Here is a 26,809-nt window from a genome sequence, read left to right as displayed (position 1 = left end):
CCGCTCCGCCACTAATTTGAAGGCCTTCCCTGATAGGAAGGCCTTTTTGCTATGGGCGATTTTGCCCAGCGACCCACATATTTGCACACCAGAACGAATACAAAAGCCCGGCTTCACGACCGGGCTTTTGTATTTTTAGCGTGTTAAACCGCCAGTGTTAGCATTTATCTGCAGGAAGAGAACTAAAACCCTGCCATCTTCCCCATTTTCTATCCATATCAAGCCCTTATCTGATGGATTACTGGCCATTTTAACTGGTTTACTTTTGGCCAAACTCTGTTCATGGCGCGCGATTAGGGTTGTATCTCGCTTATAACTCGGTAGAGTAAGGGCATCTTGAGTTTGCCTGTCCCGCGCCGAGTTTGCCGGGTTCCAGGTGTAACTTGGCCAGTTTTTATCAACCTTAAGTCAGTGGTATCGATATGGAACAAGTAAACAAGTCCACCTTCAGCGATGTACTGGAATATGTGCGTATGTCCCGTCGCCAGAACAAACTCAAGCGTGAAATTGCGGATAACGAGAAGAAGATCCGTGACAACCAGAAGCGCGTGCTGCTGCTCGACAACCTGAGCGACTATATCAAGCCGGGTATGAGCATTGATGATGTGCAGGCGATCATCGCCAACATGCGTGCTGACTATGAAGAGCGCGTGGATGACCACATCATCAAGAACGCCGAGCTCTCCAAAGAGCGTAAAGAGCTGAGCACCAAACTGAAGGGCATGAGCTCTCACAAATAAGCGTTGCGCTTTCGCTTAAGAGACACCGGCCACTGGCCGGTGTTTTGTTATCAGCTCGGATCTCTGCCACTCCTGCAACAATCGGCTCCCCTTTTTAGAATTGCCCTGTTACCATCACCACAAAGCGGTCAATAGTTTCAAGCCATTGACTTGAAAAGACTAAGCTTGAGTGAAACACAATAAATTGCGCAACCATGGTGGGGCTGATATGGGCGCATCAGAACAGACGGATTTGACACAAGTGGCATCTCAAGATTCATCTGTCCAGACCTCGGACGGGAACCCAAAGCGCAAGCGCCGTCCCTGGTGGCGTTGGCTGTTCTGTTTTCTCTTTTTATTGTGCCTGGGGGCGGTGATCGCTCTGGTTGGCTATGAGATGAAAACCTCGAAGCTGCAATCTCAGGAGATCTCCCGCTATGCCGCCAAGCTCACCTATCAGGTCGAGCCTGGCCAGAGCAAGCAGATCGCCTTCCCTGAGGATGGCCCGTTCGACAAGCGGCTCGGCTATGTGCAACTGCCGATGATGCAGGAGCGTTTGCTTCAGCGGGGCTATGAAGTCAGCAAGCAGGTGCATTTCTCCGATGCGCTCTATGACTACGCCAGTCGTGGCTTCTTCGTGCCCTATACCGAAAAGGTGCAGGCCGGTTTGACGCTGCATGATTGCCGCGCCGAGCCCTTCTATCAATTCAAGTATCCGACCCATCACTATCCGGATTTTGACTCAATTCCGCCGCTCGTCATCCAGTCGCTGCTGTTTATCGAGAACCGCGACTTGCTGAGCAACGAAGAGCCGTTGGCCAACCCGGCGGTCGACTGGCCCCGTTTTGCCAAGGCCGCGCTCTCTCAAGTGGGCAAGGCGCTCGATATGCAGGATCAATCTGCCGGTGGCAGTACCCTGGCGACCCAGGTGGAGAAGTATCGCCACTCGCCGGATGGCCTGACCCTGTCGCCGACCGAGAAGATCCGTCAGATGGCCTCTGCCAGCGTACGGGCCTATCGTCTCGGGCCGGAAACCCTCGAAGCGCGCAAACTGGTCGCCTGGGCCTATCTCAACTCGGTGCCGCTCTCGGCTGCGCCGGGATATGGTGAGGTGCATGGTCTGGGAGATGGCCTCTGGGTCTGGTTTGGTGCCAATGTCGATGACGTGAACCGTCTGCTGGACCCCGCCCGCAACCAGAACGCACCGCTGGCCGAGCAGGGGCTTGCCCTGCGTCAGGTTGTCTCTTTGATGATTGCGCACCGCCGTCCCTCTTACTATCTGGCTCAGGGGCGAGAGGCGCTGGCTACCCTGACCGACAGCTACCTGCGCCTGTTTGTGCAGGAGGGGATGATCACGCCACCTCTGATGGAGGCGGCGCTCAAGGCCAAGATTACGTTCCGTGACTTCCTGCAGTCCCCTGCTATCACCCGGGTGAACAATAACAAGGGGTTGCAGGTCGCCCGTACTCGCCTGAGCCGTCAGCTCGGGGTGCAGCTCTATGACCTCGACCGGATGGATCTGACCGCCGATACCAGCCTCAACATGCCGCTGCAGAACGAAATCTCCCGTTATCTGCAACAGCTGGCCGACCCGACGTTTGCCGCTCAGGTGGGACTGTTTGGTGAGCGCCTACTCTCGCCGGAGAAGACGGGCGATGTGCGCTACAGCTTCACCCTGTTCGAGAAGTCGCCGGAAGGGTTCAAGGTGCGGGTGCAGACCGACAACACCGATCAGCCGTTCGATATCAACGAAGGTTCCAAGCTGGAGTTGGGCTCAACCGCCAAGTTGCGGGTGCTGACCACCTATCTGGAGATCGTGGCCGAGCTGCACGACAACTATGCCGGGATGCCGGTCGAGAATCTGCGCAAGCTGGCCGCCGTCTCTCAGGACAACCTCAGCCGTTGGGCCATCTCCTATCTGATGACGGCTCAGGACAAGAGCCTGCCTGTGATGCTGGAAGCGGCGCTGGATCGCAAATACTCCGCCAGCCCCAACGAAGGGTTCTTTACCGGTGGCGGCATGCACACCTTCAACAACTTCCGCCGCGAGGATAACAATCGTATTCCGACGTTGCGTGACTCTCTGCGTGAGTCGATTAACTTGCCCTTTGTGCGGCTGATGCGCGATATCGTGCGCTACAGCCTCTACAAGGAGGGCAACCGTGCCCAGTTGCTCAAGGACGACAAGGATCCCCGTCGTCAGGAGTATCTGGCCAAATTTGCCGACAAAGAGGGCCAGACCTATCTGCTGCGCTTCTGGCGCAAATATCGCGGCAAGACTCCCGAAGAGCAGCTCGATACCTTCCTCGATGGTCTCAAGCCGAGTGCGGTACGTCTGGCGGCGGTTCACCGCTACCTGATACCGGAAGCCAGCGAAGCCGCATTTGCTGCCTTCCTGGCGGAGCGGCTGCCGCGGGAGAAGCTGAGTGCGAAACGGATCAATCAGCTCTATGTGAGCTATGGCCCGGGCAAGTATTCACTCCCGGATCAGGGCTACATCGCCCGGGTTCATCCGCTGGAGCTGTGGTTGCTGGCCTATCTCAAGGAGTTCGACAAGGCGACCTTTGCCGACGCGGTGGCGGCCAGTCGTGACGAGCGGCAGGAGGTTTACAGCTGGCTGTTCAAGACCCGTCATCGCAGTGCCCGTGACAGCCGGATCCGCACCATGCTGGAGGTTGAAGCCTTCCTCGATATCCATCAGCGCTGGGCCAAGCTCGGTTATCCGTTCGACCATCTGGTGCCTTCGCTGGCGACTGCCTTGGGCAGCTCCGGCGACCGCCCGGCAGCACTGGCCGAGCTGATGGGGATTATCCAGAATGGCGGTGTCCGCTCGCCAACTTTGCGTATCGAGCATCTCTCGTTCGCCAAGGGGACGCCCTTCGAGACCGAGTTTGAGCCGCAGCACACCGAGGGCACCCGGGTGATGCCGGCAGAGGTGGCGGCCGCCCTGCGCAGTGCGCTCTCCAAAGTCGTTGAAGGGGGCACGGCAAGACGTATCGCCGGTGCCTTTACCTTGCCGGACGGCACTGTGCTGCAGATGGGGGGCAAGACCGGGACCGGGGATAACCGGATTGAAACCGTGGGTCGTTATGGCAACGTGACCAGCTCGCTTGCGCGCAACCGCACCGCAACCTTCGTCTTCTATCTGGGTGAAGATCACTTCGGTACCCTGACCGCCTATGTACCGGGTAGCCAGTCTGACAAGTTCAGGTTCACCTCGGCGCTGCCGGTGCAGGTGCTCAAGGGGATGGCTCCTCTGCTGACGCCTTACCTGCAACCGGGCTCCCATACTCAGTGTCTGGCGAACCAGTGATGCGAGCGAATTACCGCTCATCACGCAGATAACTGACCAGAAAAAACGGGGAGGCTGACAGCCTCCCCGTTTTTATTTCCTCATCGGACGCAGCAGCGCTCGATTGCGATCAGGCATTCAGTACGAACTGCTCGATCACCTGAGCCACGCCATCTTCATCGTTGCGGGCAGTGGTGTGCTGGGCGAGCGCCTTGATCTCGTCGGTGGCATTGCCCATCGCCACACCGAGGCCAGCGTACTCGATCATGTGGCGATCGTTGCCCGCATCCCCGACGCAGATCACCTGAGCGGCGGTCAGGCCAAGGTGATCGGCCAGTGCGGCCACGCCGGTTCCCTTGTTGCTCTGCTTGTTCATGAACTCGAGGAAGAAGGGGGCACTTTGTACCACGGTATAGCGCTCATAGAGCTCTGCAGGCAGTCGCTCGATGGCGCGGGAGAGCTGGGGCGGCTCGTCGATCATCATCACCTTCATGATCTGCTCGTCGGCAGGCAGGGTGGCGAAGTCGATCAGATTGATCGGCATGCCGATCAGGCGAGATTCGTGCTCGGTGTAGGTGCTGACACGGGGACTGATGAGGCCCTGGGTCACCGAGAAACCGTGGACGTTCACCTCCAGCTCGTCAGCCAGTTTGGCGACGGCGCTGGCGTCACTGCCAGTCAGCAGCTGGCTGCGGATGATGCGCTGATCGGCCACCTGTTGCACCAGAGCACCGTTGTAGCAGATGACGTAGTCATGCTCTGTGGTGAGGCCGAGCTCTTCCAGATAGCGGCTCATCCCTTCCAGCGGGCGGCCGGAGGCCAGCACAACGGTTACCCCTTTGGCGCGCGCGGCGCTGATGGCGGCGTGGGTGCGGGGAGTAATCTGGCCCTGCGGGTTGAGCAGGGTGCCATCCATATCCAATGCGATCAGCTTGTACATCTCTCACTACCTGAGTCTGGGTGGCCCGCCCGGTGGGGCCAAGGAAGTGGCGAGTGTAGCGAAAATCGGCGGCGGGATCACGGTCGGCACAGAGAGCGGTCCGTGTAGGTTGAGCTATTTGTGCCCCTCGTAAGGGGTCATCTCCAGGGTTTCATCATGGATAGTCAGGCGGGTAGGGCCTCGGGTGATGGTAACCTTGCGTTTGAAGCTGGCCATCTCGACCTCGATGCCGGAGTAGAGGTGCTGGGTGGCAATGACCTCCATCTGAGCCATCAAGTTTCGCAGCTCCTCCTGGTTGGCGGTGAGCTGCTCATCGAGCTGGGCCAGTTCGGCCAGCTGATGGTCCCGGATCGGTTTGAGCTTGCGCAGGGTATCCGGATTGCGCTTGTCGCCGGGCAGTTGCAGCAACTTCATGACCAGCTCCTTGATTTTCTCCAGCTGGGCCTGACACGCCTGCTGGCGCAGCTTGAGCTGGTGTTCCTGCTCCTTGTGGGTGAAGTAGCCGCCAAGGATCTGCAGCCGGGTATGGTTGGCGGCCTCGGCCCCCAGGCTGGGGGCCATGATCAGGCGATTGGCAATGCTGGTGCCCCCCAGCAGAGTGCCTTTGCGCATGTTGCTATCGCCTACCTTGATATCTTGTCCGCTGCGGGAGTAGCAGTGGCTGAGCTGGCTCTGGATCTGGATATCCCCCCCCGCTTCCAGCTGGGCATACTGGGCGTAGCTGGCGTGGATTTCCCCTTGTGCATTGAGCTGGCAAAGGTACTCTCCCTGCTCGTTGCGGCGGCCAATGATGCCGTGGCGTACCGTGATGCTGCCCCCCGCCTCGATCCAGCCCCCTTCGATAAAGCCGCCAATCACGATGTCACCGCTGACCCGGATCTTCATGCCCGGGTTGACGTCGCCGCTGACGATTAAGCCCCCTTCAAAATCAATGTGACCGTGGCGGGCATCCACCTGTTTGACGCTGAGCACCTCGTCCACCTTCATGCCCGCTTTCTCCTGACAGGGCAGGCCAGCCCGACCGGCAATCAGCAGGTCGGGATCGTCGGGGGAGATAAAGGTGCCCTCGCCAGCACTCATCGGACTGTCTTTGCCATCCTTGGCTGGTAGGTCCTGACCGGTCACGGTAAAACCGGGTACCCCGACGGTGGCCGGATGACGGCGCATCAGCGGAGCGCCGGCCTTGACGGTGACGATGGAGCCGAGATCCCGCAGGTCGACCTTGCCATGCCCCAGCTCCTGCGGTTTGAGGATCCGTTCGGCCGGGGTCTCCACCAGCCGCTCATAGCGAGTGTCCTGACCATTGACGGCAGGCTGGCCGTTGGCAATCACCAGCTTGAGCTGACTGCCGGGGGCGGCCTCCTTAGCTGACTGGATGGCAGCGGTGAGCAGTTGCTCACTCACCCCCTGTTTGATTTCGCTGATGGCGATCGCCTCTTGCAGCTGTTCCAGCGTCACATACTTGCCACCCCAGTCGGCAGTGATCTGGGCGATGGCGCTCATGCGATCCTTCTCCACTATTACGGCGAGTCGGGCATCCTGACGCTTGCCGACAGGGATGGGGTTGGCGGGGACGGGGGCGGCAGGGTTGGTGAGCAGGGTATTAAGCAGGCTGATAGCCTGTTTGATCCCCTCGGGCAGCGGCTGATAGCGGCGACAGTTGGAAGCGAGCAGCAGAGCCTGCACATCCTGTTCCGTGACAGGTTTGGTGAGACCGGCGGCAATCCGCAGGCAGACCAGTTCCATATCGCTTGATAGCAGCAACCACTCTTTGCTTAACACCGCATCTCCTTGCTGGATGAGAACGGAACGATCGGCTCGCTCCTCTACTGTCATTTAATCTCTCAATGATTAATAAAGCGAGTCGCCAACCCTGAGAGTGGGCAGTATTCAGATATTTCCTCTGAATGGTCAATGAATTGAAGTCAAATCGGTGATGGCGGCCGGATAAATATGGGGGCTGTTTGGCAATGGCGTGAAAAGGTTGAGCACAGCGCCAGCGACATAAGGCCGCTGGCAGGGGGGAGGTGGTTATCAGCTGCGCTGGGCTGTTCTGGCCAGGGTGAGGTAATCGCCGAGCACCGGCTCACCCAGCATATGGCGGCGCAGCATGTCGAGGGCGGCAAAGGCGAGGATCTTGCGGCGGCTCTCCGGGTCTGGGTGGCTGACCTTGACCGTCTGACCGATGTGCATGCCATCGGCGCAGAGCAGCAGTGGCACCCCCTCTGCGCTCTCTCGCCCAATGGTCAGTTGCAGGCCCGTATCGGTTGTCGGCAGTTGTGCCAGCTCATCGGCCAGTTGTGTACTAAAGTTGGCCTTCAGCCGGGGATGGCCGTGACAAAGCGCCAGCAGGGTGCCGCCACTCTCTCCCTCCAGCAGAGCCAGCGGTTTGCCTTGCAGCAGCTCCAGGATCTGCTGCGCCGGTTCCGTATCTCCGCTGCCAACCAGCCAGGGGCGGATCGTATCCAGCAGTCGGCGCTCGGCACTCTCCATGTCAGCGGTACTGGCGCCGTGGCCGATCAGTTTCAGCTCGATAAGGGGCATGGAGGAGCGGTAACCCAGCTCGATGCCGGCTGGCCAGGGGTCGGCATCCAGCATATCGCTGAGCGCCGACTCCGAGACGCCGAAGGTGTAAAAGCGACGCAGCTCGGTATCGACTTGTGCCCCGGCCAGCTGTTTGAGGCGCGGCAGAATGTGCTCACGCACCATTTGTTTGAACTCGAACGGCACGCCCGGGGTGAAGAAGAGCTGACTCTGGCCACTTCGCACCACAAAGCCGCAGGCGGTGCCGACCGGGTTGTCGAGGATCTCGCACCCCTGTGGCAGCCAGGCCTGTTTGGCATTGCTTTGTGCCATGGGGCGGCCACGGCTGGCGTAGCGCGCTTCGATGGCAGCGAGCCAGTCGGGGAAGAGGGTGAGCGGTTGGTCAAAGGCCTCGGCTGCCGCCTGAGCGGTGAGGTCGTCGGCGGTGGGCCCGAGCCCGCCACACACCAGCACCACCTCGGCGCGGCTGGCACTCTCTTGCAGCACCGTTTTCAGGTCGGCGAGGTTGTCCCCTACCGTCAGGCGACGGCGCACCTGCCAGCCCTGCTCCAGCAGCAGAGCGCTGAGCCAGGCCGCGTTGGTATCCACCACCAGGCCCGTCACTATTTCGTCTCCGGTGCTGATGATCTCGATACGCATGGCTGGCTCCTTGGATTAAACGGGTGGCAACGGTTGGCCTCGGGCCAACACAATCAGGCTTTGTTGTGCTCGAAGTAGTAGCTGATCCGGGTACGCGGATTGAGGTACTCGAACACGGCGGGCGGCAGCCGTTTGGGGTGGATCACCTTGGCGATCGACAGTTCGGCTTGCTGCAGGTCGATGATGGCGGCTTCCTGACGGGGAATGCGCGGATCGTAGACCAGCACCGAGGGGTAGAGCAGGCGGGAAGCGTTGACCGACATTACCAGCCCCACCTGACCATTGGAGAGTTGCACCACGCTGCCGGGGGGATAAATCCCCATCAACCGGATCAGCATGCTGAGGTACTCCGGATTGAACTGCGCCTTGCGCTGCTTGTAGAGGCCGCTCAGGGCCGAGTAGGGCACCTTGGCCTGCATGTGGCAGAGGTTATCGTACTCGTTGATCAGCGACACCATCTGGGTCAGCGGATCGAGCTGGCCACCCTTGAGCCCTTCCGGCCCGCTGCCATCGAGATATTCGTGGTGATGGAGCACGATCCCCTTCGCCTCGGCCGGGAAATCCTTGGCCAGATTGAGCAGATCCAGCCCATAGCGCGGGTGCTGGGCCATCAGGTTCTGTTCCGGCTTGGTCAGCGGCTCGGTCTTGCGCAGGATCTGGCTCGGGATCTTCAGCTTGCCGATATCGTGGAACAGCGCCCCCATGCCGACCTGACGGATCTCGTCGGCCGTCATGCAGCACTCCTTGGCCAGCAGCATGCTGAGCACGCTCACATTGAGGGAGTGGAAGTAGAGGTTGTTGCCATCCTCGCTGTCGGAGACCAGATGAAGCACCATCTCGTCCACCGAGAGCAGTTGCTCGGTCATGGCGTTGACCAGCTCCTGCGCCTCGCCGATGGCATTGAGGGGGCGGGACTGGATCTTGCTCATCACGCTGCGCACCTGCGCCAGCGACTGCTGGAACTGTTTCTCGCACTGCTGCAGATTGCGGCGATAGAGTTGCAACTGCTCGATGCGGCGATCCTTCTCCTGCTGCATCTGGGCCTGGCGTTGGGCGGCGTCTGCGCTCTCTTGTTGCTGAGGCTGTACCTGATTGAGGGGCTTGGGCGGAACGTCGCTCTTGTCGGGAATGATGGTGACCAGTTTCAGGCCGAGACGGCGGATCAGCTCGATCTCTTCTTCACTTTTGATCTTGAAGCTGGAAAACAGGAACGGGTGTTCGCGCCACCCCAGTGGCAGGGATACATAGTTGCCGACTTGCAGTCGATCTACGGAAATCTTGATACCGGTCATTATCTTGGAAGCAGGAGACACACTGAGCCGTATGCTAGTCAAAGGCGGGGGTGAATACAAAAGGTATCTGATGACAGGGCAGGAGCTTTATTATAGGCTTCTGGATGTCCAGACATATTTACTGATGCAGTACAGGGAGTAAGCATGCCGATCAAGATCCCGGATCAGTTACCCGCCGCCGAAGTGCTGGGGCAGGAGAACATCTTCGTGATGACGGAATCCCGGGCCGTCACCCAGAACATCCGCCCGCTGCGGGTGCTCATCCTCAACCTGATGCCAAAGAAGATTGAGACCGAGATCCAGCTGATGCGGATGCTCTCCAACTCGCCGCTGCAGGTGGATGTGGATCTGCTGCGTATTGATGACAGGGAGTCAAAGAACACGCCGCAGGCCCATCTGGAGAACTTCTATCACGACTTCGAGCAGGTGCGTGGCAATAACTACGACGGCATGATCATCACAGGGGCGCCGCTCGGGCTGGTGGAGTTCGAAGAGGTGGTCTACTGGCCGCGCATCGTCGAGATCATCGAGTGGTCCCATCAGCATGTCACCTCCACCCTGTTCCTCTGCTGGGCGGTGCAGGCGGCGCTGAAAGCCTTGTATGGCATGGAGAAGCAGACCCACGGCGAGAAGCTCTCCGGGGTTTACCGCCACCATCGCCTCGATGAGCACGAGCCGTTGCTGCGCGGTTTCGATGACGAGTTCGTCGCCCCGCACTCCCGTTACGCGGCGTTTGATGGCGATCTGATCCGCGCCCAGACCGACTTGCAGATTTTTGCCGAGTCAGAAGAGGCGGGGGTCTATCTGGCTGCGACCAAGGATTGTCGTCAGGTGTTTGTCACCGGGCACCCGGAGTACGATGCCCTGACGCTGGACGGGGAGTATCAGCGGGATCTGGCGGCAGGGCTCGAACCGGCCATTCCGGTCAACTACTATCCGAATAACGATCCGGGCAAGACCCCGCGCGCCAGCTGGCGCAGCCACGGTCACCTGCTGTTTGCCAACTGGCTCAACTACTACGTCTATCAGCTCACCAGCTATCGGGTGGAGGATATCGGCAAGGTCTTTACCTACGACCAGGGGGGCAAGTAGTCAGTCGCCCTGCGCCAGCCGCTTGGCCAGCTGGTCGAGCCATTGGCGGTGGCAGGCCAGGGTAAACGCCTTGGGTCTGTGGGCCTTGATGGTGGCCATCGCCTCTTGCTGTGGCTGGCCGAGGGTCATCAGCAGCGCGGCAGCGACCAGACCGGTACGACCGCTGCCCCCTTTGCAGTGGATGACCAGATGTTTGCCATCCCCCAGCAGCTCGCGCAGCTGCGGCAGCGCCTGTTGCCAGGCCGCCTCGAAGTCGGTGTCGGGGGCCAGATCATCCTCGATGGGCAGATGGAACCAGCGCATCCCTTCGTGTTCGACCTGCTGGCCGAGCTGCGCCAGTTCGAGTCGGATCAACTCGGCGCTTGTCATCAGGGTCACCACCCCGTGGGCACCGGCCAACCGCAGTTGATCGAGCGCCAGGGTCAGCGGCACCTGCTGGGTGCCGGGGCAGGGGGTCAGCAGCAGCTGGCCGTCGACACGGGGAACCTCAAGGCTCCAGAAGGGGTGATACGGGTGCATGGCGGATCCTCGCGTGGTGGCCGCAGGGTTGCGGCCGGTGAATGGCGCCAAGGGTAGGCGGGGCAGGGGGGATGTCAATGGCCGTTGTGTTTGCCCCGGTTTACGGGCAGAGTCTAAAAAATTGAGCGGTTCAAGGAGTTAAGATGAGAAACCTGGATCAACTGGATTTGGATATCCTGGCCCATCTGTTTCGGGATGCTGGCATGACCAACAAGGATCTGGCCGCGCTGGTGGGCGTTGCCCCCTCCACCTGTCTGGAGCGGGTGCGCAAGCTGCAGCAGGATGGCGTGCTCAAGGGAGCGCACTGTGAAGTGGATTATCAGGCCCTCGGTGGCCACATTCAGGCCATGGTCTCCCTGCAACTGGCCCGCCACAGCCGTCAGATCATCGATGCTTTCCGCGATGCCATTCTGGCTCTGCCCGAAGTGATCAGTCTGTTCCACATGGGCGGCAAGGATGATTTTCTGGTGCACCTGTGTGTCTCCGATACCGAGCACCTGCGCAACTTCGTCTTTGATCACTTCACCTCCCGCGAGGAGGTGGTGCACCTCGAAACCTCGCTGGTGTTCGAGCACAAGTTCAGCCGCTCCCTTCCCTGCTTTCCCCAGCCATAGCGGCCAGTGGGCCGACAATATGGGGAGATGAAAAAACCGCCAGCTGGCGGTTTTTTCTATTCTGCTATGGGTTGAAGCAGCACGAGCGGCTCAATTGGCTGCGGTGCGTTCATCCTTGGCCGTCTGATAGAGACTCTTCTGATAGGCCATGCTGCCCCACAGGGCAAGACCAAGGGCATCCTCCTTCAAGGCGTCCGGCTGCGCCGCCAGGGTCAGCTTCTCGCTGGCATTGTCGTAGACATAGCCCTCTGCCGCCCGTTCCGGTTGCAGGATCACCACATCCTTGCCGCGCATCAGGGCGAAGTTCTTGTCGTACTGCATGATGGCGCGCCCCGGCCAGTCGGCGGGCATGCGGGTCAGATCCTTGCCGAGCATGGGGTAGTCGGCACTGATCCCCATCAGGGAGAGCAGGGTAGGCGCCATGTCGATCTGGCTGACGATACGCGAATCCTTTCTCGGCACTATGCCATCGCCCACGATAACCCCCGGAATATGGAAGCGGGGGATGGGCACCAGACTGGCGCCACCGACCCGGCTGTCGTGATCGGCGATGACCAGGAACAGGGTGTCCTTCCAGTATTCGGACTGTTTCGCCCTCTTGAAGAACTCGCCGATGGCGTAATCCGCGTACTTGGCCGCGTTGTTACGGGTCTGTTTGGGTTGCTCGAAGAGTTCGATGCGGTTGTCCGGGAATTCGAACGGATCGTGGTTGCTGGAGCTGAACACCAGACTGAAGAAGGGTTTACCCTCCTTGTGCAACGCCTTGAAGGTTTCGTCGGCCTTGGCCATCAGATCCTCGTCGGAAGCCCCCCATGACCCTTTGAACACCGGATTGTCGAAATCCTTCTGCTCGACGATGGTGGTGAAGCCATTGCCGAGGAAGAAGCTGCGCATGTTGTCGAAGTGACTCTCGCCGCCATAAATAAAGCTGGTGTCGTAACCCCGTTGTTTGAGCAGATCCGCGATGGTGAAGAAGTTGGTCTGGCTCTTGCCGAGTTTGACCACCGCCTGTGCCGGGGTTGGCGTGAAGCCGGTCAGTACTGCCTCGATACCACGCACCGAGCGGGTGCCGGTGGCGTAGAGCTGCTCGAAGGCCCAGCCCTGCTGCGACAGGGCATCGATGTTGGGGGTGAGCGGCAGGCCACCGAGGGAGCCGACAAACTGGGCACCCAGACTCTCCTGCAGCAGGATCACCAGATTCTTCGGTTTACCCTGGAAGCTCGCCTCGTTGAAGGTCTGGCTGGGCAGTAGTTCGGAGTTGAAATCACTGGCCGGACGGCCACTCTCCTTGCGCATGACCTCGAGCACCTTCTGCTCCGTCATCTCGCCGTAAAACTGGCCAGCATCCTCCTCGGCGCCCATCTGCTTGATGGCAAAGAAGAGGGAGTAGGCGGAGTTGACGGTGAGCGAGTTGACCAGCGGATCTTCGGCAAAGGCGACCATGGCCGGGTTCAGGGCGCGGTGGCCGAGACTGGAGCGGGCACCGAGAAAACCTATGGCCAGAATGAGCAGGGCGAAGGCCGGACGCAGATACCAGCGGGGGAAGCCGATGCCACGCACCAGACGGCCGCTCAACCACCAACCGCCGGTCAGCACGGCGCCACTGAAGAGTACAGCCAGCAGCAGTTCGGCTTTGCGGCCCGCCCACAGCATGGCGAATACCTCTTTCGGATAGATGAGGTACTCCACATAGAGGCGGTTGGGGCGTACGCCATACTCGGTGACAAACGAGGGGGTGGAGATCTCGAGGAACAGCATCAGCCAGAGTCCGACGGTCAGCCACACGCGCATCAGTTGCAGCCAGCCCCGGCCGATGGCATGTCGGCCTGCCAGCAGCAGAGTGAGCATGGCGGGGACACCCCAGACCCAGCAGAGGGTCGCAAAGTCGACCCGGATCCCTTGCAGCAGCATCTCCTGCCAACCGGCCACGGCATCCACCCGTTCCAGTTGCCAGAGACCGAGGGCGATTCGGCTGAAAGAGAGAGAAAAAAGCGCGAGCGCGCAGAAGACGGCGAAGGGCCAGAACGGGCCGAGTCGCTGTTTTAGATTTGTCATGTTTGTTCCTGAATGAGACTCTAAACGTCTGTCCACAGACGTTTTTTTAGTTGTTGTGAGGTTATGACAGATCGAATTGGTTAAGGTTGCATTCAAGTTTGTTAAAAGTCGGCATTAACACATTTATCATCTAAAAATGTGATGTCGCGCCACTAATGAGCACAGAATAATCTGCTGGGTAAAATGTGAGCCACAGCGTGTATGGATGGGGAGTTGGTGTTTATAATTGCCGCGAATTATCTCAATCGGAGCCGAAGGGATGCCGGTCTTTATCGATGTCGAGTATGTGCGGGGATGGCGCCTGTTTCTGGTGTTATCGGATGGCACCACGGGGGTGCTGGATCTGACCCCCTGGCGAACCCAGCCGCTGTTTGCAAAGCTGGAGAGCGAGCGTCACTGCGCCCGGGTCTTCATCAACCGTCACCACCAGCTGGAGTGGCCCGTCGGATGTACCTTGTCAGCCCATGAGGTCTATCACCTCATCTCTCCCATCGATGAGCGGGAAGCCTTCAGCTAATCCCCATTTTTTGTGAGCCAACGCCAGATTCCTGTTACTGGAATGTTTGCCCGTTTGCCTTTCTGAGCCAACTTGGGTAAAACCTGCGCAACATTTTGCCAACTTGCCTTCGCTTCATCTGACAGAGGCTTGCCGCTTTCGCGCCGCAGGCCTTTTTTGCGGCCAGATGGCAAACCTTTCCCCTGCTGAAAGGTTTGGTTGATTGAATGAAAATAACAAAACAAACAAATACATAAGGAAAATGTATGGCTTGTCATATGCGCACACCCCTTGCCCTGCTGGTTGGTGGGCTCGCCTGTCACGGCGCTGCCAGTCAGGAATCGGTTCAACAGCTGGATCCCATGGTGGTGGTGGCAACCCGCCCCGCCAGCACCCTGGAGGTGACACTGGATCCCAAGAAGCCCGGTTCCCCCATGCCCGCTGCCGACGGCGCCGGTTATCTGAAGAATATCACCGGCATGAGCATGGTGCGCAAAGGGGGGCTCGGTGGCGACCCCGTGCTGCGGGGGATGGGGATGTCCCGCCTCAACGTGCAGATGGATGGCGGCATGCTGGCCGGTGGGTGTGGCGGCCGCATGGATCCGCCCACGGCCTATGTGTTCCCCCAATCCTTTGACCGGATCCGGGTGCTGAAGGGGCCGCAATCCCTCGAGCAGGGTGCCACCCTGGCGGGAACCGTACTGTTCGAGCGGGACAGGCCCGAGTTCACCGCTCCGGGCCTCAAGGCCGATGCCTCGGCCCTCTTTGGCAGCTTTGGTCGCGATGACCAGATGGTGGATATGACGGCGGGTTCGACCGATGGCTATCTGCGCGGCCAGTTCACCCACTCCGACAGCGACGATTACCGCGATGGTCACGGTAACAAGGTGCGATCTTTCTATCGCCGCGAGAACGGCACCGCCCAGTTGGGCTGGACGCCGGGGGAGCACACCTGGCTGGAACTCACCGCCGAGCGCAGCAATGCCCGCGCCGCCTATGCGGATCGCACCATGGATGGCCCCATGTTTGATCGCGAATCCTTCGGGCTGAAGCTCAAGCAGGAGCAGATCACCACTCACTGGCAGCGCAGCGAGCTGACCCTGTGGGACAACTACATCGACCACATCATGGACAACTTCAGCCTGCGGCAAAACAGCGGCATGAGGATGCTCTCCAACCCGGATCGCCGCAATACCGGCGGGCGCTGGGCCAACGATATCGCCCTGCCTGCCGACTGGCTGCTGACCGCCGGGTTCGACAGCAATCGGGATCAGCACCGCAGTCGGAGTGGGGTCGACTATGCCGCCAAGGATCGTCAGCGCACCCTGCGTTTCGAGCAGCAGGGCGGCTTCGCCGAACTGGGTCGTCAGCAGGGGGCTCACAGCTACAAGGGCGGTTACCGTCAGGATAGGGTAGAGACCACCCGCTATGGCGCTGGTGAACAGACCCTCTACAGCGATACCTTGACCCTGAACAGCGGGTTTGGCCGCTACGAGTACCAGTGGTCGCCCCGCTGGTCCAGCTATCTGGCCTGGGGGCAGGCAGAGCGGGCGCCGGACTACTGGGAGCGCAGCAAGGACAGCACCCCGTTCACCCTCAACCCGGAGCGCAGCCGTCAGTGGGATGCGGGGCTGGCTTTGCGCAGCCGCGAGCTGGACCTGACCCTCTCCCTCTTTAGCGCCGACATCAAGGACTACCTGCTCTACAACAGCAAGTCGAACAAGGTGCGCAATATCGATGCCCAGACCCGGGGTGGCGAGCTGGAGGGGCGCTGGCAGTTTGCCGAGCAGTGGCGTCTCGATGGTGGTCTGGCGGTGGTCTATGGCGAAAACCAGATCGACAACAAGCCGCTGGCCCAGATGCCGCCGCTTGATGGCAAGCTGGCGTTGGGCTGGCAGCCGGACGAGGCGCTGAGCTTTACCTTGCTGGGGCGCGCGGTGGCGGCGCAGGATCGGGTGGACGTCGGTTCCGGCACGGTCGCGGGTCAGGATCAGGGGGAGACTCCGGGCTTCTTCACCATGAACCTGAGCGGCGCCTGGCAGTTTGCCAAAGGGTGGCAGCTTTCGGCCGGGGTGGACAACCTGTTCGACACCTTCTACTACGAGCACCTCTCCAAGTCGGTGCACGCCAGTCAGGCGGGGTTGGGCTATGAGCAGAGCGGCCGCATCCCCGAGCCGGGCCGTTCCTACTGGCTCTCGCTCAACTACCGTTTTGTCTCGGCAGGGGTGCTCTAACCAGTTGAGTCAGATAACGTTTTCAGTCACAGACACCGCTGTGTGAGCATCGCTATCATGGTGAAAAACAGGCGTATCAGACGCCTGCTCTCACAGCGGGAACATAACAATGAAACAGGGAACGTTACGCTATGGCGGCCTGCTCGGGGCCGCCCTGTTACTTGCGGCTTGCGGCGGCAGCGGTAGTTCAGGTGGGGAGAGTTCTCCCCCCGTCGTCAATCCGCCGGTCACCCACCCTCCGGTCGCCACGGCCAGTCGTGCCTGCTATGGCGACGATCAACCCGCCTGCAACCTGCGCATCTATCAGGTAATGGTGGAGTCGTTTGCCGATGGTGACGGCAGTGCCAACTATGGCGTCGGCTATGGCCCCTCCCAGCACAACGGCGATCTGCAGGGGATCATCGACAGTCTCGACCACATCAAGAGTCTCAACGTCAACGCCATCTGGCTTACCCCTGTGTTCGACTCCTGCGCTGGGCAAGGCGGCGATAACAAGCTCGATGCCACCGGCTACTTCGCCTGCGACTTTTTTACCGTTGATCCCAACTTTGGCAGCAATGCCAAGCTCAAACAGCTGGTGGACGGGGCGCACCAGCGCGGCCTCTATGTCTTCCTCGACGGGGTGTTTGGCCACGTCAACAAGGTGGGGGTGAGCAAGCCCTCGCCAGAGGGGCGTCTGCCAGCCCTCACCAGCGGCGGTGCGGGTTATCCCGGCCAGCTGGTGGATTACAGCAAGCCGGAGAGCCTCGCCTACTTCAAGGAGGTAGCCCGCTATTGGGTCGAACAGTACGGCATCGACGGCTGGCGCCTCGATCAGGCCTATCAGCTTGGGCTGGATGATTGGCGCGCCATTCGCAGCGAGGTGGAGCAGGCCAGCGCAGCGCGCAAGGCGGCAGGGCAGCAGTGGGGCACCCTTGGCTATATGGTGGGCGAGGTGTGGAAGGGGGCTGACGACATTCGCGCCCAGGCTTACGGCAGCAGCGACAATCCGGCACTTTCATCTGCGTTCGACTTCCCGCTACGCTACGGCATCGTGCAGGCGCTGGCGGTGGAGGAGTCCGGCAAGGGCGGGCAGGGGGCCAGCGTGCTCGACGCCAGCTGGAACAAGGTGGAGAACTACCCGAATCACGCCATGTCGAACCTGATGCTGGGCAACCATGATCTGGTGCGTTTTGGTGATCTGCTGGAGCGTGGCAATTTCAAGTCGACCGAGTACTGGCAGCGCCACAAGGCAGCCTTCAGCTTTATGGCGGCCCGCTCCGGCCCCATCACCTTCTACTATGGCGAGGAGTTTGGCGACGAGGTGCCGGGCTTTGCCGCCAAGGTTGGTGGTGACTGCGCAGCGCAGGGCTTGTGCGACGATCATGTGGCCCGCAGCGACGGCAAGGTGCCCGCTGTCACCGGTTTTGTGCCGGGTAGCGAACAGGCTGAGTTGAAAGAGTGGCTCGCCCAGCTGCTGGCGATGCGTGCTGCCCACCCCGCCCTCTATCAGGGAGAGCGAGTCAAACTGGTGGCCGATGGCAGCCTCTATGGTGACATCAAGCAGACGGCGAGCGAGCAAGTCGTCTACCTGCTCAACCTCTCCACCACGGCGCTCAGCTACAACCTGTCGGCGGGCAAGCTGCGCAGCGGCAGTGCGCTGGTGGATCTGCAAAGTGGCGAGAGTCTGGCTATCGGCGGCAGCAGCGTAACGGTGGAGATACCGCCCTTGAGCGGGCGTTTCCTGCGTCTGCAATAAGTCAGCCACAGCACGCTTTGATATGAGAGAGGGCCCCATCGTGGGGCCCTCTCTGTCATTGTGGGCGACAAAGTCATGGCGGGGTTATGCGGTGCTCTGGCCCCGGTTTTCCAGCCGCTGGCGGAAGGCGCGGGCCAGTCGCTCGTAGAGATCCTGCGCCTCCTTGTCTTCGATATCGCCGCGGATCCAGGGGTTGTCGACGATCTCCAGCAGCACGCAGTCACGCCCTTGCTGGCGCAAATCGAGCCCGTAGAGGCCATTACCGAGTTGATGCACGGCACGGCGGGCGGTCTGCAGTACCCGCTCCGGCACCTCGTTGAGCGGCAGCGCCTCGATGCGGCTCATGTCGAGGGGATGCTTGCGGCGGCGAATGCGGTTGCCGGGTTCGGGCCGGTAGCGGCGGCAGGCGAACAGCGGCGAGCCGTCGAGAAAGCCGATGCGCCAGTCAAACTCGGCGGGGATCCGGCTCTGCACCAGCAGCAGGGCGGAGCGGCCCAGCCCCTCGTCCAGCAGGCGGGCCAGCTGCTGCTCATCGCTGGCCATGGCGAGATCGCGCCCCTGCGCCCCGTCGGGTACCTTCACCATCAGCGGCAGGCCGAGCCGCTGCACCAGCTCGTCAACGTGGTGGCGGCCGCGACGGGTCACCACCATGGTTGGCGGCATGGGCACGCCGCTGCGCACCATCAGCTCGTAGAGATAGAGTTTGTTGCTGCAGGCGAGGATGGCGCGGGAGCTATCGATCACCGGCATCTTGAGCTGCTCGGCACGGTGGGCAAATTCGAAGGTGTAGTGGCCGACTGCGGTTTCGGCACGCAGCCAGAGGGTGTCGAACTCCGGCAGCCGCTCGATGGCCGACGGTGGCAGGATCTCGGCCCGGATGCCTTGGGCGGCGGCAGCCCGGATAAAGCGCTCCAGCGCCAGCCCATCACTGCTGGCACGGCCATCATCGGGGTCGACCAGAATGGCGAGCTGGTAGAGCGGCGCTGCCTGCTCCTCGTCGCCGGCCCCCACCAGCGCCTGGGCGTGGTGCAGCATCAACTCTTTCTCGCTTGGGCTCAGCGCCAGCGGTGACAGGCTCTGCTGCTGGCGCACCGACCAGCCGTGGCGACCGCGCTTGAGGGTCAGCTCCTGCAGCGGCAACTGGCTGAGGCCATAGTAGTATCGGGCCAGCCCCGCCAGCTCGCTCTGTTCACACTGGCCGAAGATGGCGCGCACCCGGATCCGATCCTCGCTCTGCTGGGCCAGCCACCCCTGCGCCTTGCGCCACAGCTTGGCCGGTGGCTGCTGGGGTTGCAGTCGGCTGATGGCCTGCAGACCCGGCAGGCAGTGGTGGCCGCGGGCCTGGGCCAGCAGCGAGCAGTAGTAGCCTGCGCTCAGGTGCTCCAGATTGCGACAGAGGTTGATGATGCGAGGTCGACCGCCGGTGGTCGGCACGCCATGTTGCAGATAGGTGCGGGCGGTCAGCAGATAATCGGCATGGCAAGGCCAGTCGCCCAGTTCTTCGACGATGACATAGGTACTCATATTTTCGGCTCCACAGATCAGACTGCCTGAACAGGCAGGATCCCCAGTGGGCTTCGATGCACCGACAAGCACGACAATGGCGCGAGGGGAAACAAGAGGTTACAGTGCCTAATATGACGCCTTGGTAACTTGTGATACAAGTCGCATTTTTGGTGCTGAGGATAAATAACCGAACAAGGACTCCCCGTGTTGACCGTACGTGCGGCCCGAACCGATGATCTGGGCGCCATCGTTAATCTGGAACGCTACTGTTTTCCTCCCGAAGTCGCCTTTGGCCGCAGCCGCTGGCACTATCTGCTGGCCCACGCCAAGGGGCGCACCCTGTTGCTGCTGGATGAGAAACATCAGCTGATGGGCTATCTCTGCCTGCTGGAGCACAGAGGCTGGGATCGGCTGGTCATTCAGGCGCTGGCCATCCGCTGGACGGTGCGTCGTCTGGGCTGGGCCCGCCGTCTGCTGGAGCAGGTGATCTGCGAGGGCAAGGCCGCGGGATGGGGGGCGATTCGCCTCGAAGTAGGGGATGCCAACGAAGAGGCGCTGGCGCTCTATCAGGGATTGGGATTTCGTCCCCAGCAGCGGCTGGCGGACTACTATGGCCGCGACCAGCATGCGCACCGGCTGGTACTGCCGCTGGTGAGCGACGAGGAGCGTGAGCGGCGCAGAGTGGCTCGCACTCAGGCTCGCAAGCCGTCTTCACGGGCCAACTGATCATGTTGAACGAGCAGAATCGAGGAGCAGGATGAGCTGCGACAACTGCCTTGCCACCGCCATCAGAGCCAAGCTGGGGCGCTGCCCGGTCTGTGCCATCCAGACCTTTGTCATCGGTCTGAGTGGCTGGCTGGTCTGGTGGTGGTGCGGCGCCGATACCTCGGTTAACGCCCTCACCGGCCTGCTGTTTGCGCTGGGTGGCTCGGGCTTGTTGCTGCTCCATCTGGTGGTATTTGTCTGGCGCAAGGCGACCGGACGTGAATTGAGCGATGAATAAATCAGATTGGTTTCAACAACATAAATAACAATATCGGTTGAGATAATGGAGGTTCAGATGATTGCAATGGTAACGGGCGCCTCGTCCGGTTTTGGTAAAGCCATCAGCCGCCAGCTGGTGCAGGCGGGCTACAAGGTGATCGGTACCGGTCGCCGTGCCGAACGGCTGGCTGCGCTGGCCGACGAGCTGGGCGAGCAGTTTCTGCCGCTGGCATTCGACGTGCAGGAAAAGGCGGCTACCCGCGCCGCCATCGCCGCTCTGCCAGCCGAGTGGAGTGAAGTGGATCTGCTGGTCAACAACGCCGGCCTGGCGCTGGGGCTGGAGCCGGCCCACAAGGCGGATCTGGAAGATTGGGAGCAGATGATCGCCACCAACATCAGCGGTCTGACCCTGCTCACCCGATTGCTGCTGCCGGGCATGGTGGCGCGCAATCGCGGCCACGTCATCAATATCGGCTCCATCGCGGGCACTTACCCCTATCCGGGCGGCAACGTCTACGGCGCCACCAAGGCATTCGTGAAGCAGTTCAGCCTCAACCTGCGCGCCGATCTGGCTGGCACCGCCATCCGCGTCACCAACGTGGAACCGGGCCTGTGCGGCGGCACCGAGTTCTCCAACGTGCGCTTCCACGGTGACGATGCCAAGGCGGCTTCCGTCTATCAGGGGGTGGAGGCTATCCAGCCGGAAGACATCGCCAATACCGTGCTCTGGGTGAGCCAGCAGCCGGCTCACGTCAACATCAACAGCATCGAGATCATGCCGGTGGCCCAGACCTTCGGCCCGCTCAATATCAGCCGTCGCTGATCGCTGCATTGGTTGAAACAAAGAGGCTCCCGTGGGAGCCTCTTTGCATTGGCGAGCCGTTCATAGGCTCATGATCTTCTTGAACTCCTCCGGCGAATACTCCTTCTCGCTGCTCTTGGTCAGATCCGTCATCAGCTTGTAGCGCAGGTCTTTGGCCATCTGATAGGTCTTCTCCAATTGGCCATAGGAGTAGTCGGCGGCCAGCCCGATGGCGGTGGCCTTGTCGCTGGCGTAGGCCTGCTTGAGGCTCTTGTCGAGCAGCGCCACCTCCTTGTAGAGCTTGCTGCTCTCCTTACTCCAGACGTTTCGCAGCAGCGGCTGGTATTTGTCCGGATCGGTGTTGGCCAGCGCGGTCAGGCTGCGGAACTGCCAGTAGGCGGAATCATCGGAGTAGCTGTCGCTGCCGGTGCGATAGGGCAGGGGATAGTTTTCCAGGGTGTTGTAGAGCGGCACCATCACAGATTCGGCCAGCACGCCATAGCTCTGCCAGATGAGCCCCTGCAGCTCTTTGGGCATCTCCTTGCGCAGCTGGATGACGTGGGATTCCAGCTGGCGATCGACGCGGATTGGCCGCTCCGCCTTGCCCGCGAGCGGCGTGCCGTCATAGGTGGCGCTCAGCACCCTGGCCACGTCCGGCACGGCGATGGGGGCATCCGGCTTCATAAACAGTGGATATTGCGCCTGCCGGGTCGCCTGTTTGTGGGAGGCAGTCAGCATGTTCTGGCCGAGCCACTCCCGATCCACGTTGTAGGGGTCGGCGATGACCCCGAACGCCTTGGCGAAGTTGAAATCGTTCGGGTCGGCGTTATCCAGCAGTTTGTGCTCGCGCACGAACTCCAGCAGCTTGGGCGAGTGCAGCACATCGGCGCTGTCGAGATTGACGCCGTGAATGCGCAGGCCGTTGGCCACCATGGCGTAGCTGTCGTCCGGCACCCGCACCGCGATCCAGTGGTGGCCGGAGCCAATTTCCATCAGCCAGGCTTCGTTCACATCCGCCAGATAGAGGCTGTTGCCCTCACCGGCACCATATTGCTCCACATAGCGGCCGAGCAGCTCGACCCCCTCTTTGGCCGTCTTGGCCTGCGGCAGGATCAGGGTGGGGATGATGGCTTCAATCACTCCTTTCTCGAGCAGCGGATCGGCTTTCTGGGCCTTGTCGTTGACCTCGGCACTGGTGGTGGCCGAGATGGCGACGTTGAACTCGTTGATGCCGCGCTCCTCATAATATTTGCCTGCCGGGTCGCTGGTGGTTGCATCCCAGTCGTGGATGGCGGAGTAGGCGAAAAATGCTTTGGGCATCGGCACTTCCAGCCCGTTGCCCAGTTTCCAGAGTTTGCCCTCGTTCTGCTGCGCGGGCCGGAATGCGAGGTACTTGTTCCAGTTGTTGACGCCAAAATCCTCGTTTCTGGCGATCATTACGCTGCCGTCCAAGCTGGCTCCCTTGCCGACAATAAGGCCGGTACAGGCGTCGGCACTGGTGCCAAGCAGGGTGAGCAGGGTGGTGGAGAGAAGACTCAAGGTGTGTTTTTTCATAGGTGTACCCGAAGGGTTGCGGTGAGTGAGAGTCAGACGAGGGGATGAGGTGTGGGGAGGCTGCAACTCCGAACTGGCAGCGGAGCGAGCACGGCAGATTGGTCTGCCTGTTATTGGTTTTTCGAACAGATCATCCATGACACGGCTGGCTGGTTGTGATGTGCGCCAAAATTGTATTCCTGAGTGGTTGTTTATTTTGTGATCGAGCTGCGGTTCCTGACTTTTCTCTGGCGTCGTGGTGCGCGGACGGCAAAATGTGCCAAAACAGCGTGAGCTGGCAGCAGATGAGTCATGATTCTGACGCCAGTTTGCGTGGGGAACGTGGTGAGACAAGCCATATCTCTGGATCTCGCACTATCTGACAAGTTGGCCTGTAACTTGCTGGTTTAATTGATAATGGTGGGGCCTGACGCCCCATGTGATCGGATCAGCCTGTGCCCATTGCCGCAGATGCGCACCGAATTGGAGCCCCCATGGATATCAAACCCTACAGCCAGCAGCTTGCCCAGAGCGCATCCAACAACCGCGCCCTCGCTACCCTCAACAGTGCCAGTAGCGGCGGTCAGGGTGGTGGCTGGGAGGAGATGGTCAGCCTCTCCACCCAGCGCATGACCGGCCAGGCCCAGCAGGTGCTGACCTACGAACATCTGGCCAAGAACAACAAGTTGCCACCGGCGCTGGATATGAGCTCCGACAAGGGGGGCGTGGTGCAGCAGCTGGTGGACAAGGCGCTGGGCTTCGATCGCAAGAAGTTCAACGAGATCGAAGAGAAGCTCAAGACCATCGCCGATAACAAGAAGCTGACGCCGGAAGAGCGGGCGGAGCAGAGCAAGCCGCTCAACGAGCAGCGAGAGGCGATGCTCAAGGAGGCGATGGATCGCCTGACCGGCAAGAAGAGCTCATCCACAGATAAGGCCAAAACCGCCTGATCCCGTCACTGTTGTGTGAGATACCCGGTCGGCACCGATGGGCCAGTGTCGACCGCCGATGGGCAAGCTTCTGCCACCTCTTTTGACCTCACCTCCCCACAGGCGCACAATGTCCGCGCATTGAGCCAGTCGAGGAGTCCGCCGTGTACAACTTCCAATATGCCAATCCGACCCGCATCTGTTTCGGCGAGGGGCAGATCGCCAGCCTGCCCGAACTGATCCCGCCCGGCAGCCGGCTGCTGGTGCTCTACGGCGGTGGCAGCATCAAGCAAAACGGCGTCTATGAGCAGCTGACCCGGGCGCTGGAAGGGGTGACGTGGCAGGAGTTTTCCGGCATCGGCGCCAACCCCAGATTCGAGCTGTTGATGGAGGCGGTGGCGCTGGTGAAGCGCGAGCGCATCGACTTCCTGCTGGCGGTCGGCGGTGGCTCGGTAGTCGATGGCACCAAGTTTGTTGCGGCGGCCGCCTGCTATGAGGGGGATGATCCCTGGGATATCTGCGGTAAACAGGCGAGCGTGCACAAGGCGCTGCCGATGGGCTGTGTGCTGACCCTGCCGGCGACCGGCTCCGAGAGCAATCCCACCTCGGTGGTGAGCCGGGGGGATGTGAAGATCTCCTTCAGAAGCTCGCTGGTGCAGCCGCAGTTTGCGGTGCTCGACCCGACCACCACCTACAGCCTGCCGCCGCGCCAGACCGGCAATGGAGTGGTGGATGCCTTCGTCCATATTGCCGAGCAGTACCTCACCTTTCCAGTGGGAGGCGAGGTACAGGATCGGCTGGCGGAAGGTTTGCTGCAGGTGCTGGTGGAGAACGGCCCCAGGGCGCTGGCGGAGCCGACCAACTATCAGGTACGGGCCAATCTGATGTGGGCCGCCAGTCTGGCGCTCAACGGGCTTATCGGTTGCGGGGTGCCGCAGGATTGGGCCTCTCACGCTATTGGCCATCAGTTGACGGCGCTCTATGGGCTGGATCACGGCCAGAGCTTGGCGGTGGTGCTCCCCTCACTGCTCCGTGAGCGGGCGAGCCAGAAGCAGGACAAGCTGGCCCAGTTTGCCGAGCGGGTGTGGCATTCGACCCGCGAGGACAAGGCCCTGCGCATCGAAGAGGCGATTATCCGCACCGAGCAGTTCTTCCAGAAGATGGGACTGGGTACCCGGCTGGCCGACTATGGCCTCAGCGAAAGTTGCATTCCGGCGGTCTGCTCCAACCTTAAGCGGGTGGGGCGCACCGCGCTCGGTGAGCAGCAGGATATCGACCCGGATCGGGTGGCGCGCATTCTCGCCCGGGCGCTATAAGCCAGCGTCGATTTGTTTCCCTGGCTGATGCATTTTCCCAATTAAAGAGGGCCGCTTGTTGCGGCCCTCTTGCATGACGGGTTAGCCGATCACTCGGTACGCGCCTTGAGGTAGCCGGCGTAGTCCGGGATCTGCACGCTGAACGCCTGTCGCATATGGGGGCTGTCCATGATGAAGTCGGCGGTCGCTTCGTTGGTGGCAACCGGGATGTTCCACACCGCAGCAAGTCGCAGCAGCGCCTTCACATCCGGGTCGTGCGGCACCGCATTGAGGGGATCCCAAAAGAAGATCAGCACATCGATCTTCCCTTCGGCAATCAGGGCGCCAAGCTGCTGGTCGCCACCCATGGGGCCGGAGAAGAGGCAGGTGATGGGCAGCTCGGCCTTTTTGCCGAGCATGGTGCCGGTGGTGCCGGTGGCATAGAGGTGGTGGAGCTTGAGCTCCTCCTTGCGGCGCATGACCCAGTTCAGCAGAGGGGTTTTCATGTTGTCGTGAGCGACCAGTGCCACCCGTTTGTGGGGCGCCATCTCGCGTGCAATCTGTTCCATGGAAATCGTCCGTAGCATTGTTATTGGAAGAGAGTCGTATCCTAATCGAAAGCCATGACAGATGCTGTGTCGGGCGTATTAACTGTGATCCTGTCGAAAAGTTTTCGGGTCATGGCTGCTCAAATGAAGAGACCCGCGCTGGCGGGTCTCTTTGCTTGCTGGCCTGCTGGCTCAGGAGCCGTGATGCAGTTGCGACTGCTGGTAGTTCTCCAGCCCGATGCGATCGATAAGATCGAGCTGGGTCTCCAGCCAGTCCACGTGCTCCTCCTCATCCTCCAGGATCTCCTGGAACAGGTCGCGGCTGATGTAGTCCTGCACCGACTCGGCGTAGGCGATGGCTACCTTGAGGTCGGGGATGGCATCCATCTCCAGCGAGAGGTCGCAGCGCAACATCTCTTCGACGGTCTCGCCGATGCGCAGCTTGCCCAGATCCTGCAAATTGGGCAGCCCTTCGAGAAACAGCACGCGCTTGACCAGTTCATCGGCGTGTTTCATCTCATCGATAGACTCGTGATACTCCTTGTGCCCGAGCGCCTTGAGGCCCCAGTCATCGTAGATGCGGGCGTGCAGGAAGTATTGGTTGATGGCAATCAGCTCATTGGCCAGCACCTTGTTGAGGTGGGCAATGATCTTGGGATCTCCTTTCATCGACAGTGCTCCTTGGTTCGTGCCTGAGGCTCCGATCGTTAGAGCTTAGTCCAGAAAAGTGACAACAAGAGGTCTGGCGAGCCAGCTCGCCTGAGAAAAGGGGTGACCCTGTTGGCGGGTCGCATCAGAAAAGAGGTGTCCGGATCACGCCACTTCGTAGTAGAGCACGGGTTGCTCCTGCTCCAGCTTGTCGAGCTCGGCGGCGATGATCTCCATGGTCATGCGCACGCACTTGCCACATTGGGCGCCCACCTCGAGCGACTGCTTGAGCTGGCGGAATTCGCTTTTACCTGACTGCACCGCTTTGCGGATCTGGGTATCTGTGATGCCGCGGCACAAACAGACGTACATGATGGTCACCTCTTGTGG

24 protein-coding genes are annotated in these 26,809 nt (G+C 60.7%); 12 read left to right on the top strand and 12 right to left on the bottom strand.

Annotated elements, in window-relative coordinates; translation table 11 throughout:
• Window positions 1–422 precede the first annotated feature (422 nt).
• Entirely contained in the window at window positions 423–740 is a 318-nt protein-coding gene (tmaR, locus tag AB5Y82_RS14480; RefSeq protein WP_005336024.1) for a PTS system regulator TmaR, read from the top strand.
• Between the two features lie 208 nt (window positions 741–948).
• The gene (locus AB5Y82_RS14475) at window positions 949–4,032 is read left to right on the top strand and encodes a transglycosylase domain-containing protein (RefSeq protein ID WP_159144426.1); all 3,084 of its coding nucleotides are present in this window, start codon (window positions 949–951) and stop codon (window positions 4,030–4,032) included.
• Between the two features lie 109 nt (window positions 4,033–4,141).
• Here the strand turns inward: AB5Y82_RS14475 and yidA are convergent, their stop codons facing one another.
• From yidA to AB5Y82_RS14455, 4 genes are all read right to left on the bottom strand, one after another.
• Entirely contained in the window at window positions 4,142–4,951 is an 810-nt protein-coding gene (yidA, locus tag AB5Y82_RS14470) for a sugar-phosphatase (RefSeq protein WP_159144425.1), read from the bottom strand.
• Window positions 4,952–5,065: 114 nt separating this feature from the next.
• Window positions 5,066–6,733 (bottom strand): DUF342 domain-containing protein, encoded by a 1,668-nt coding sequence (locus tag AB5Y82_RS14465; protein WP_174218996.1) that lies wholly within the window; start codon window positions 6,731–6,733, stop codon window positions 5,066–5,068.
• A gap of 252 nt (window positions 6,734–6,985) precedes the next feature.
• Window positions 6,986–8,134 carry a competence/damage-inducible protein A gene (locus AB5Y82_RS14460; RefSeq protein WP_368174155.1) on the bottom strand — a complete coding sequence of 383 codons (1,149 nt, stop codon included), beginning with the start codon at window positions 8,132–8,134 and terminating at the stop codon, window positions 6,986–6,988.
• A 53-nt stretch (window positions 8,135–8,187) separates the two neighbouring features.
• On the bottom strand, window positions 8,188–9,426 hold the full coding sequence (locus AB5Y82_RS14455; protein ID WP_005336014.1) for a DUF3391 domain-containing protein: 1,239 nt from the start codon (window positions 9,424–9,426) through the stop codon (window positions 8,188–8,190).
• A 144-nt stretch (window positions 9,427–9,570) separates the two neighbouring features.
• Here AB5Y82_RS14455 and metA point away from each other — a divergent pair, with 144 nt between their 5' ends.
• Window positions 9,571–10,518: a homoserine O-succinyltransferase gene (metA, locus tag AB5Y82_RS14450; protein WP_005363203.1), complete on the top strand. Its 948-nt coding sequence runs from the start codon at window positions 9,571–9,573 to the stop codon at window positions 10,516–10,518.
• Here the strand turns inward: metA and AB5Y82_RS14445 are convergent, their stop codons facing one another.
• Window positions 10,519–11,037: a cyclin-dependent kinase inhibitor 3 family protein gene (locus AB5Y82_RS14445; protein WP_323915086.1), complete on the bottom strand. Its 519-nt coding sequence runs from the start codon at window positions 11,035–11,037 to the stop codon at window positions 10,519–10,521.
• Window positions 11,038–11,180: 143 nt separating this feature from the next.
• Between AB5Y82_RS14445 and AB5Y82_RS14440 the strand changes: the two genes are divergently transcribed.
• Window positions 11,181–11,651, top strand: a complete 471-nt coding sequence (locus tag AB5Y82_RS14440) for an Lrp/AsnC family transcriptional regulator (protein WP_005336001.1) — start codon at window positions 11,181–11,183, stop codon at window positions 11,649–11,651.
• Window positions 11,652–11,741: 90 nt separating this feature from the next.
• Here the strand turns inward: AB5Y82_RS14440 and AB5Y82_RS14435 are convergent, their stop codons facing one another.
• Window positions 11,742–13,706, bottom strand: a complete 1,965-nt coding sequence (locus tag AB5Y82_RS14435; protein WP_368174154.1) for an LTA synthase family protein — start codon at window positions 13,704–13,706, stop codon at window positions 11,742–11,744.
• Between the two features lie 259 nt (window positions 13,707–13,965).
• Here AB5Y82_RS14435 and AB5Y82_RS14430 point away from each other — a divergent pair, with 259 nt between their 5' ends.
• Window positions 13,966–14,223 (top strand): DUF2442 domain-containing protein, encoded by a 258-nt coding sequence (locus tag AB5Y82_RS14430; protein WP_005335997.1) that lies wholly within the window; start codon window positions 13,966–13,968, stop codon window positions 14,221–14,223.
• Here AB5Y82_RS14430 and AB5Y82_RS14425 read toward each other — a convergent pair.
• A complete protein-coding gene (locus tag AB5Y82_RS14425) occupies window positions 14,220–14,480 on the bottom strand; it encodes a hypothetical protein (RefSeq protein WP_368174153.1) in 261 nt (86 codons plus the stop codon). The genes AB5Y82_RS14430 and AB5Y82_RS14425 overlap by 4 nt on opposite strands.
• Here AB5Y82_RS14425 and AB5Y82_RS14420 point away from each other — a divergent pair.
• Both AB5Y82_RS14420 and AB5Y82_RS14415 read left to right on the top strand, forming a co-directional pair.
• Window positions 14,469–16,436 carry a TonB-dependent copper receptor gene (locus AB5Y82_RS14420; RefSeq protein ID WP_368174152.1) on the top strand — a complete coding sequence of 656 codons (1,968 nt, stop codon included), beginning with the start codon at window positions 14,469–14,471 and terminating at the stop codon, window positions 16,434–16,436. The genes AB5Y82_RS14425 and AB5Y82_RS14420 overlap by 12 nt on opposite strands.
• 109 nt (window positions 16,437–16,545) lie before the next feature.
• Complete coding sequence (locus AB5Y82_RS14415; protein ID WP_159144417.1) at window positions 16,546–18,174, top strand: alpha-amylase family protein; 1,629 nt, start codon at window positions 16,546–16,548, stop codon at window positions 18,172–18,174.
• 84 nt (window positions 18,175–18,258) lie between these two features.
• Here AB5Y82_RS14415 and AB5Y82_RS14410 read toward each other — a convergent pair whose 3' ends face one another.
• Window positions 18,259–19,698, bottom strand: coding sequence for a RimK family protein (locus AB5Y82_RS14410; RefSeq protein WP_159144416.1), 1,440 nt, complete (start codon window positions 19,696–19,698; stop codon window positions 18,259–18,261).
• A gap of 186 nt (window positions 19,699–19,884) precedes the next feature.
• Here AB5Y82_RS14410 and AB5Y82_RS14405 point away from each other — a divergent pair, with 186 nt between their 5' ends.
• The 3 genes from AB5Y82_RS14405 to AB5Y82_RS14395 are packed head-to-tail and all read left to right on the top strand — an operon-like array spanning window position 19,885 to window position 21,487.
• Window positions 19,885–20,406, top strand: a complete 522-nt coding sequence (locus tag AB5Y82_RS14405) for a GNAT family N-acetyltransferase (RefSeq protein ID WP_159144415.1) — start codon at window positions 19,885–19,887, stop codon at window positions 20,404–20,406.
• A 31-nt stretch (window positions 20,407–20,437) separates the two neighbouring features.
• Complete coding sequence (locus AB5Y82_RS14400; RefSeq protein ID WP_040067114.1) at window positions 20,438–20,683, top strand: DUF3624 family protein; 246 nt, start codon at window positions 20,438–20,440, stop codon at window positions 20,681–20,683.
• 57 nt (window positions 20,684–20,740) lie between these two features.
• Window positions 20,741–21,487: an SDR family oxidoreductase gene (locus AB5Y82_RS14395; RefSeq protein ID WP_159144414.1), complete on the top strand. Its 747-nt coding sequence runs from the start codon at window positions 20,741–20,743 to the stop codon at window positions 21,485–21,487.
• 60 nt (window positions 21,488–21,547) lie between these two features.
• Here the strand turns inward: AB5Y82_RS14395 and AB5Y82_RS14390 are convergent, their stop codons facing one another.
• Window positions 21,548–23,020 carry a C69 family dipeptidase gene (locus AB5Y82_RS14390; RefSeq protein WP_368174151.1) on the bottom strand — a complete coding sequence of 491 codons (1,473 nt, stop codon included), beginning with the start codon at window positions 23,018–23,020 and terminating at the stop codon, window positions 21,548–21,550.
• Window positions 23,021–23,493: 473 nt separating this feature from the next.
• Between AB5Y82_RS14390 and AB5Y82_RS14385 the strand changes: the two genes are divergently transcribed.
• Complete coding sequence (locus tag AB5Y82_RS14385) at window positions 23,494–23,949, top strand: hypothetical protein (RefSeq protein ID WP_064341599.1); 456 nt, start codon at window positions 23,494–23,496, stop codon at window positions 23,947–23,949.
• A gap of 143 nt (window positions 23,950–24,092) precedes the next feature.
• Window positions 24,093–25,244 (top strand): iron-containing alcohol dehydrogenase, encoded by a 1,152-nt coding sequence (locus AB5Y82_RS14380; protein ID WP_368174150.1) that lies wholly within the window; start codon window positions 24,093–24,095, stop codon window positions 25,242–25,244.
• Between the two features lie 89 nt (window positions 25,245–25,333).
• Here the strand turns inward: AB5Y82_RS14380 and AB5Y82_RS14375 are convergent, their stop codons facing one another.
• The 3 genes from AB5Y82_RS14375 to AB5Y82_RS14365 form a co-directional block, all read right to left on the bottom strand.
• Window positions 25,334–25,792 (bottom strand): methylglyoxal synthase, encoded by a 459-nt coding sequence (locus tag AB5Y82_RS14375; RefSeq protein WP_033115561.1) that lies wholly within the window; start codon window positions 25,790–25,792, stop codon window positions 25,334–25,336.
• Between the two features lie 171 nt (window positions 25,793–25,963).
• Window positions 25,964–26,440 carry a bacterioferritin gene (gene bfr / locus AB5Y82_RS14370; RefSeq protein WP_005354959.1) on the bottom strand — a complete coding sequence of 159 codons (477 nt, stop codon included), beginning with the start codon at window positions 26,438–26,440 and terminating at the stop codon, window positions 25,964–25,966.
• Between the two features lie 144 nt (window positions 26,441–26,584).
• Window positions 26,585–26,791: a bacterioferritin-associated ferredoxin gene (locus AB5Y82_RS14365; RefSeq protein WP_111901511.1), complete on the bottom strand. Its 207-nt coding sequence runs from the start codon at window positions 26,789–26,791 to the stop codon at window positions 26,585–26,587.
• Between the last annotated feature and the right edge of the window lie 18 nt (window positions 26,792–26,809).

It is taken from the genome of Aeromonas sp. s13 (genome assembly GCF_040907905.1).
Lineage (GTDB): Bacteria > Pseudomonadota > Gammaproteobacteria > Enterobacterales > Aeromonadaceae > Aeromonas > Aeromonas veronii.
This window is presented reverse-complemented; position numbering and strand designations above follow the sequence as displayed.

Coding starts and splice junctions, on each gene's coding strand:
- bfr (WP_005354959.1), bottom strand. CDS start 26,440: ATGAAAGGAGATCCCAAGATCATTGCCCACCTCAACAAGGTGCTGGCC.
- tmaR (WP_005336024.1), top strand. CDS start 423: ATGGAACAAGTAAACAAGTCCACCTTCAGCGATGTACTGGAATATGTG.
- metA (WP_005363203.1), top strand. CDS start 9,571: ATGCCGATCAAGATCCCGGATCAGTTACCCGCCGCCGAAGTGCTGGGG.
- AB5Y82_RS14415 (WP_159144417.1), top strand. CDS start 16,546: ATGAAACAGGGAACGTTACGCTATGGCGGCCTGCTCGGGGCCGCCCTG.
- AB5Y82_RS14440 (WP_005336001.1), top strand. CDS start 11,181: ATGAGAAACCTGGATCAACTGGATTTGGATATCCTGGCCCATCTGTTT.
- AB5Y82_RS14385 (WP_064341599.1), top strand. CDS start 23,494: ATGGATATCAAACCCTACAGCCAGCAGCTTGCCCAGAGCGCATCCAAC.
- AB5Y82_RS14435 (WP_368174154.1), bottom strand. CDS start 13,706: ATGACAAATCTAAAACAGCGACTCGGCCCGTTCTGGCCCTTCGCCGTC.
- AB5Y82_RS14395 (WP_159144414.1), top strand. CDS start 20,741: ATGATTGCAATGGTAACGGGCGCCTCGTCCGGTTTTGGTAAAGCCATC.
- AB5Y82_RS14420 (WP_368174152.1), top strand. CDS start 14,469: ATGGCTTGTCATATGCGCACACCCCTTGCCCTGCTGGTTGGTGGGCTC.
- AB5Y82_RS14460 (WP_368174155.1), bottom strand. CDS start 8,134: ATGCGTATCGAGATCATCAGCACCGGAGACGAAATAGTGACGGGCCTG.
- AB5Y82_RS14430 (WP_005335997.1), top strand. CDS start 13,966: ATGCCGGTCTTTATCGATGTCGAGTATGTGCGGGGATGGCGCCTGTTT.
- AB5Y82_RS14455 (WP_005336014.1), bottom strand. CDS start 9,426: ATGACCGGTATCAAGATTTCCGTAGATCGACTGCAAGTCGGCAACTAT.
- AB5Y82_RS14425 (WP_368174153.1), bottom strand. CDS start 14,480: ATGACAAGCCATACATTTTCCTTATGTATTTGTTTGTTTTGTTATTTT.
- AB5Y82_RS14365 (WP_111901511.1), bottom strand. CDS start 26,791: ATGTACGTCTGTTTGTGCCGCGGCATCACAGATACCCAGATCCGCAAA.
- AB5Y82_RS14400 (WP_040067114.1), top strand. CDS start 20,438: ATGAGCTGCGACAACTGCCTTGCCACCGCCATCAGAGCCAAGCTGGGG.
- AB5Y82_RS14445 (WP_323915086.1), bottom strand. CDS start 11,037: ATGCACCCGTATCACCCCTTCTGGAGCCTTGAGGTTCCCCGTGTCGAC.
- AB5Y82_RS14475 (WP_159144426.1), top strand. CDS start 949: ATGGGCGCATCAGAACAGACGGATTTGACACAAGTGGCATCTCAAGAT.
- AB5Y82_RS14390 (WP_368174151.1), bottom strand. CDS start 23,020: ATGAAAAAACACACCTTGAGTCTTCTCTCCACCACCCTGCTCACCCTG.
- AB5Y82_RS14375 (WP_033115561.1), bottom strand. CDS start 25,792: ATGGAACAGATTGCACGCGAGATGGCGCCCCACAAACGGGTGGCACTG.
- AB5Y82_RS14410 (WP_159144416.1), bottom strand. CDS start 19,698: ATGAGTACCTATGTCATCGTCGAAGAACTGGGCGACTGGCCTTGCCAT.
- yidA (WP_159144425.1), bottom strand. CDS start 4,951: ATGTACAAGCTGATCGCATTGGATATGGATGGCACCCTGCTCAACCCG.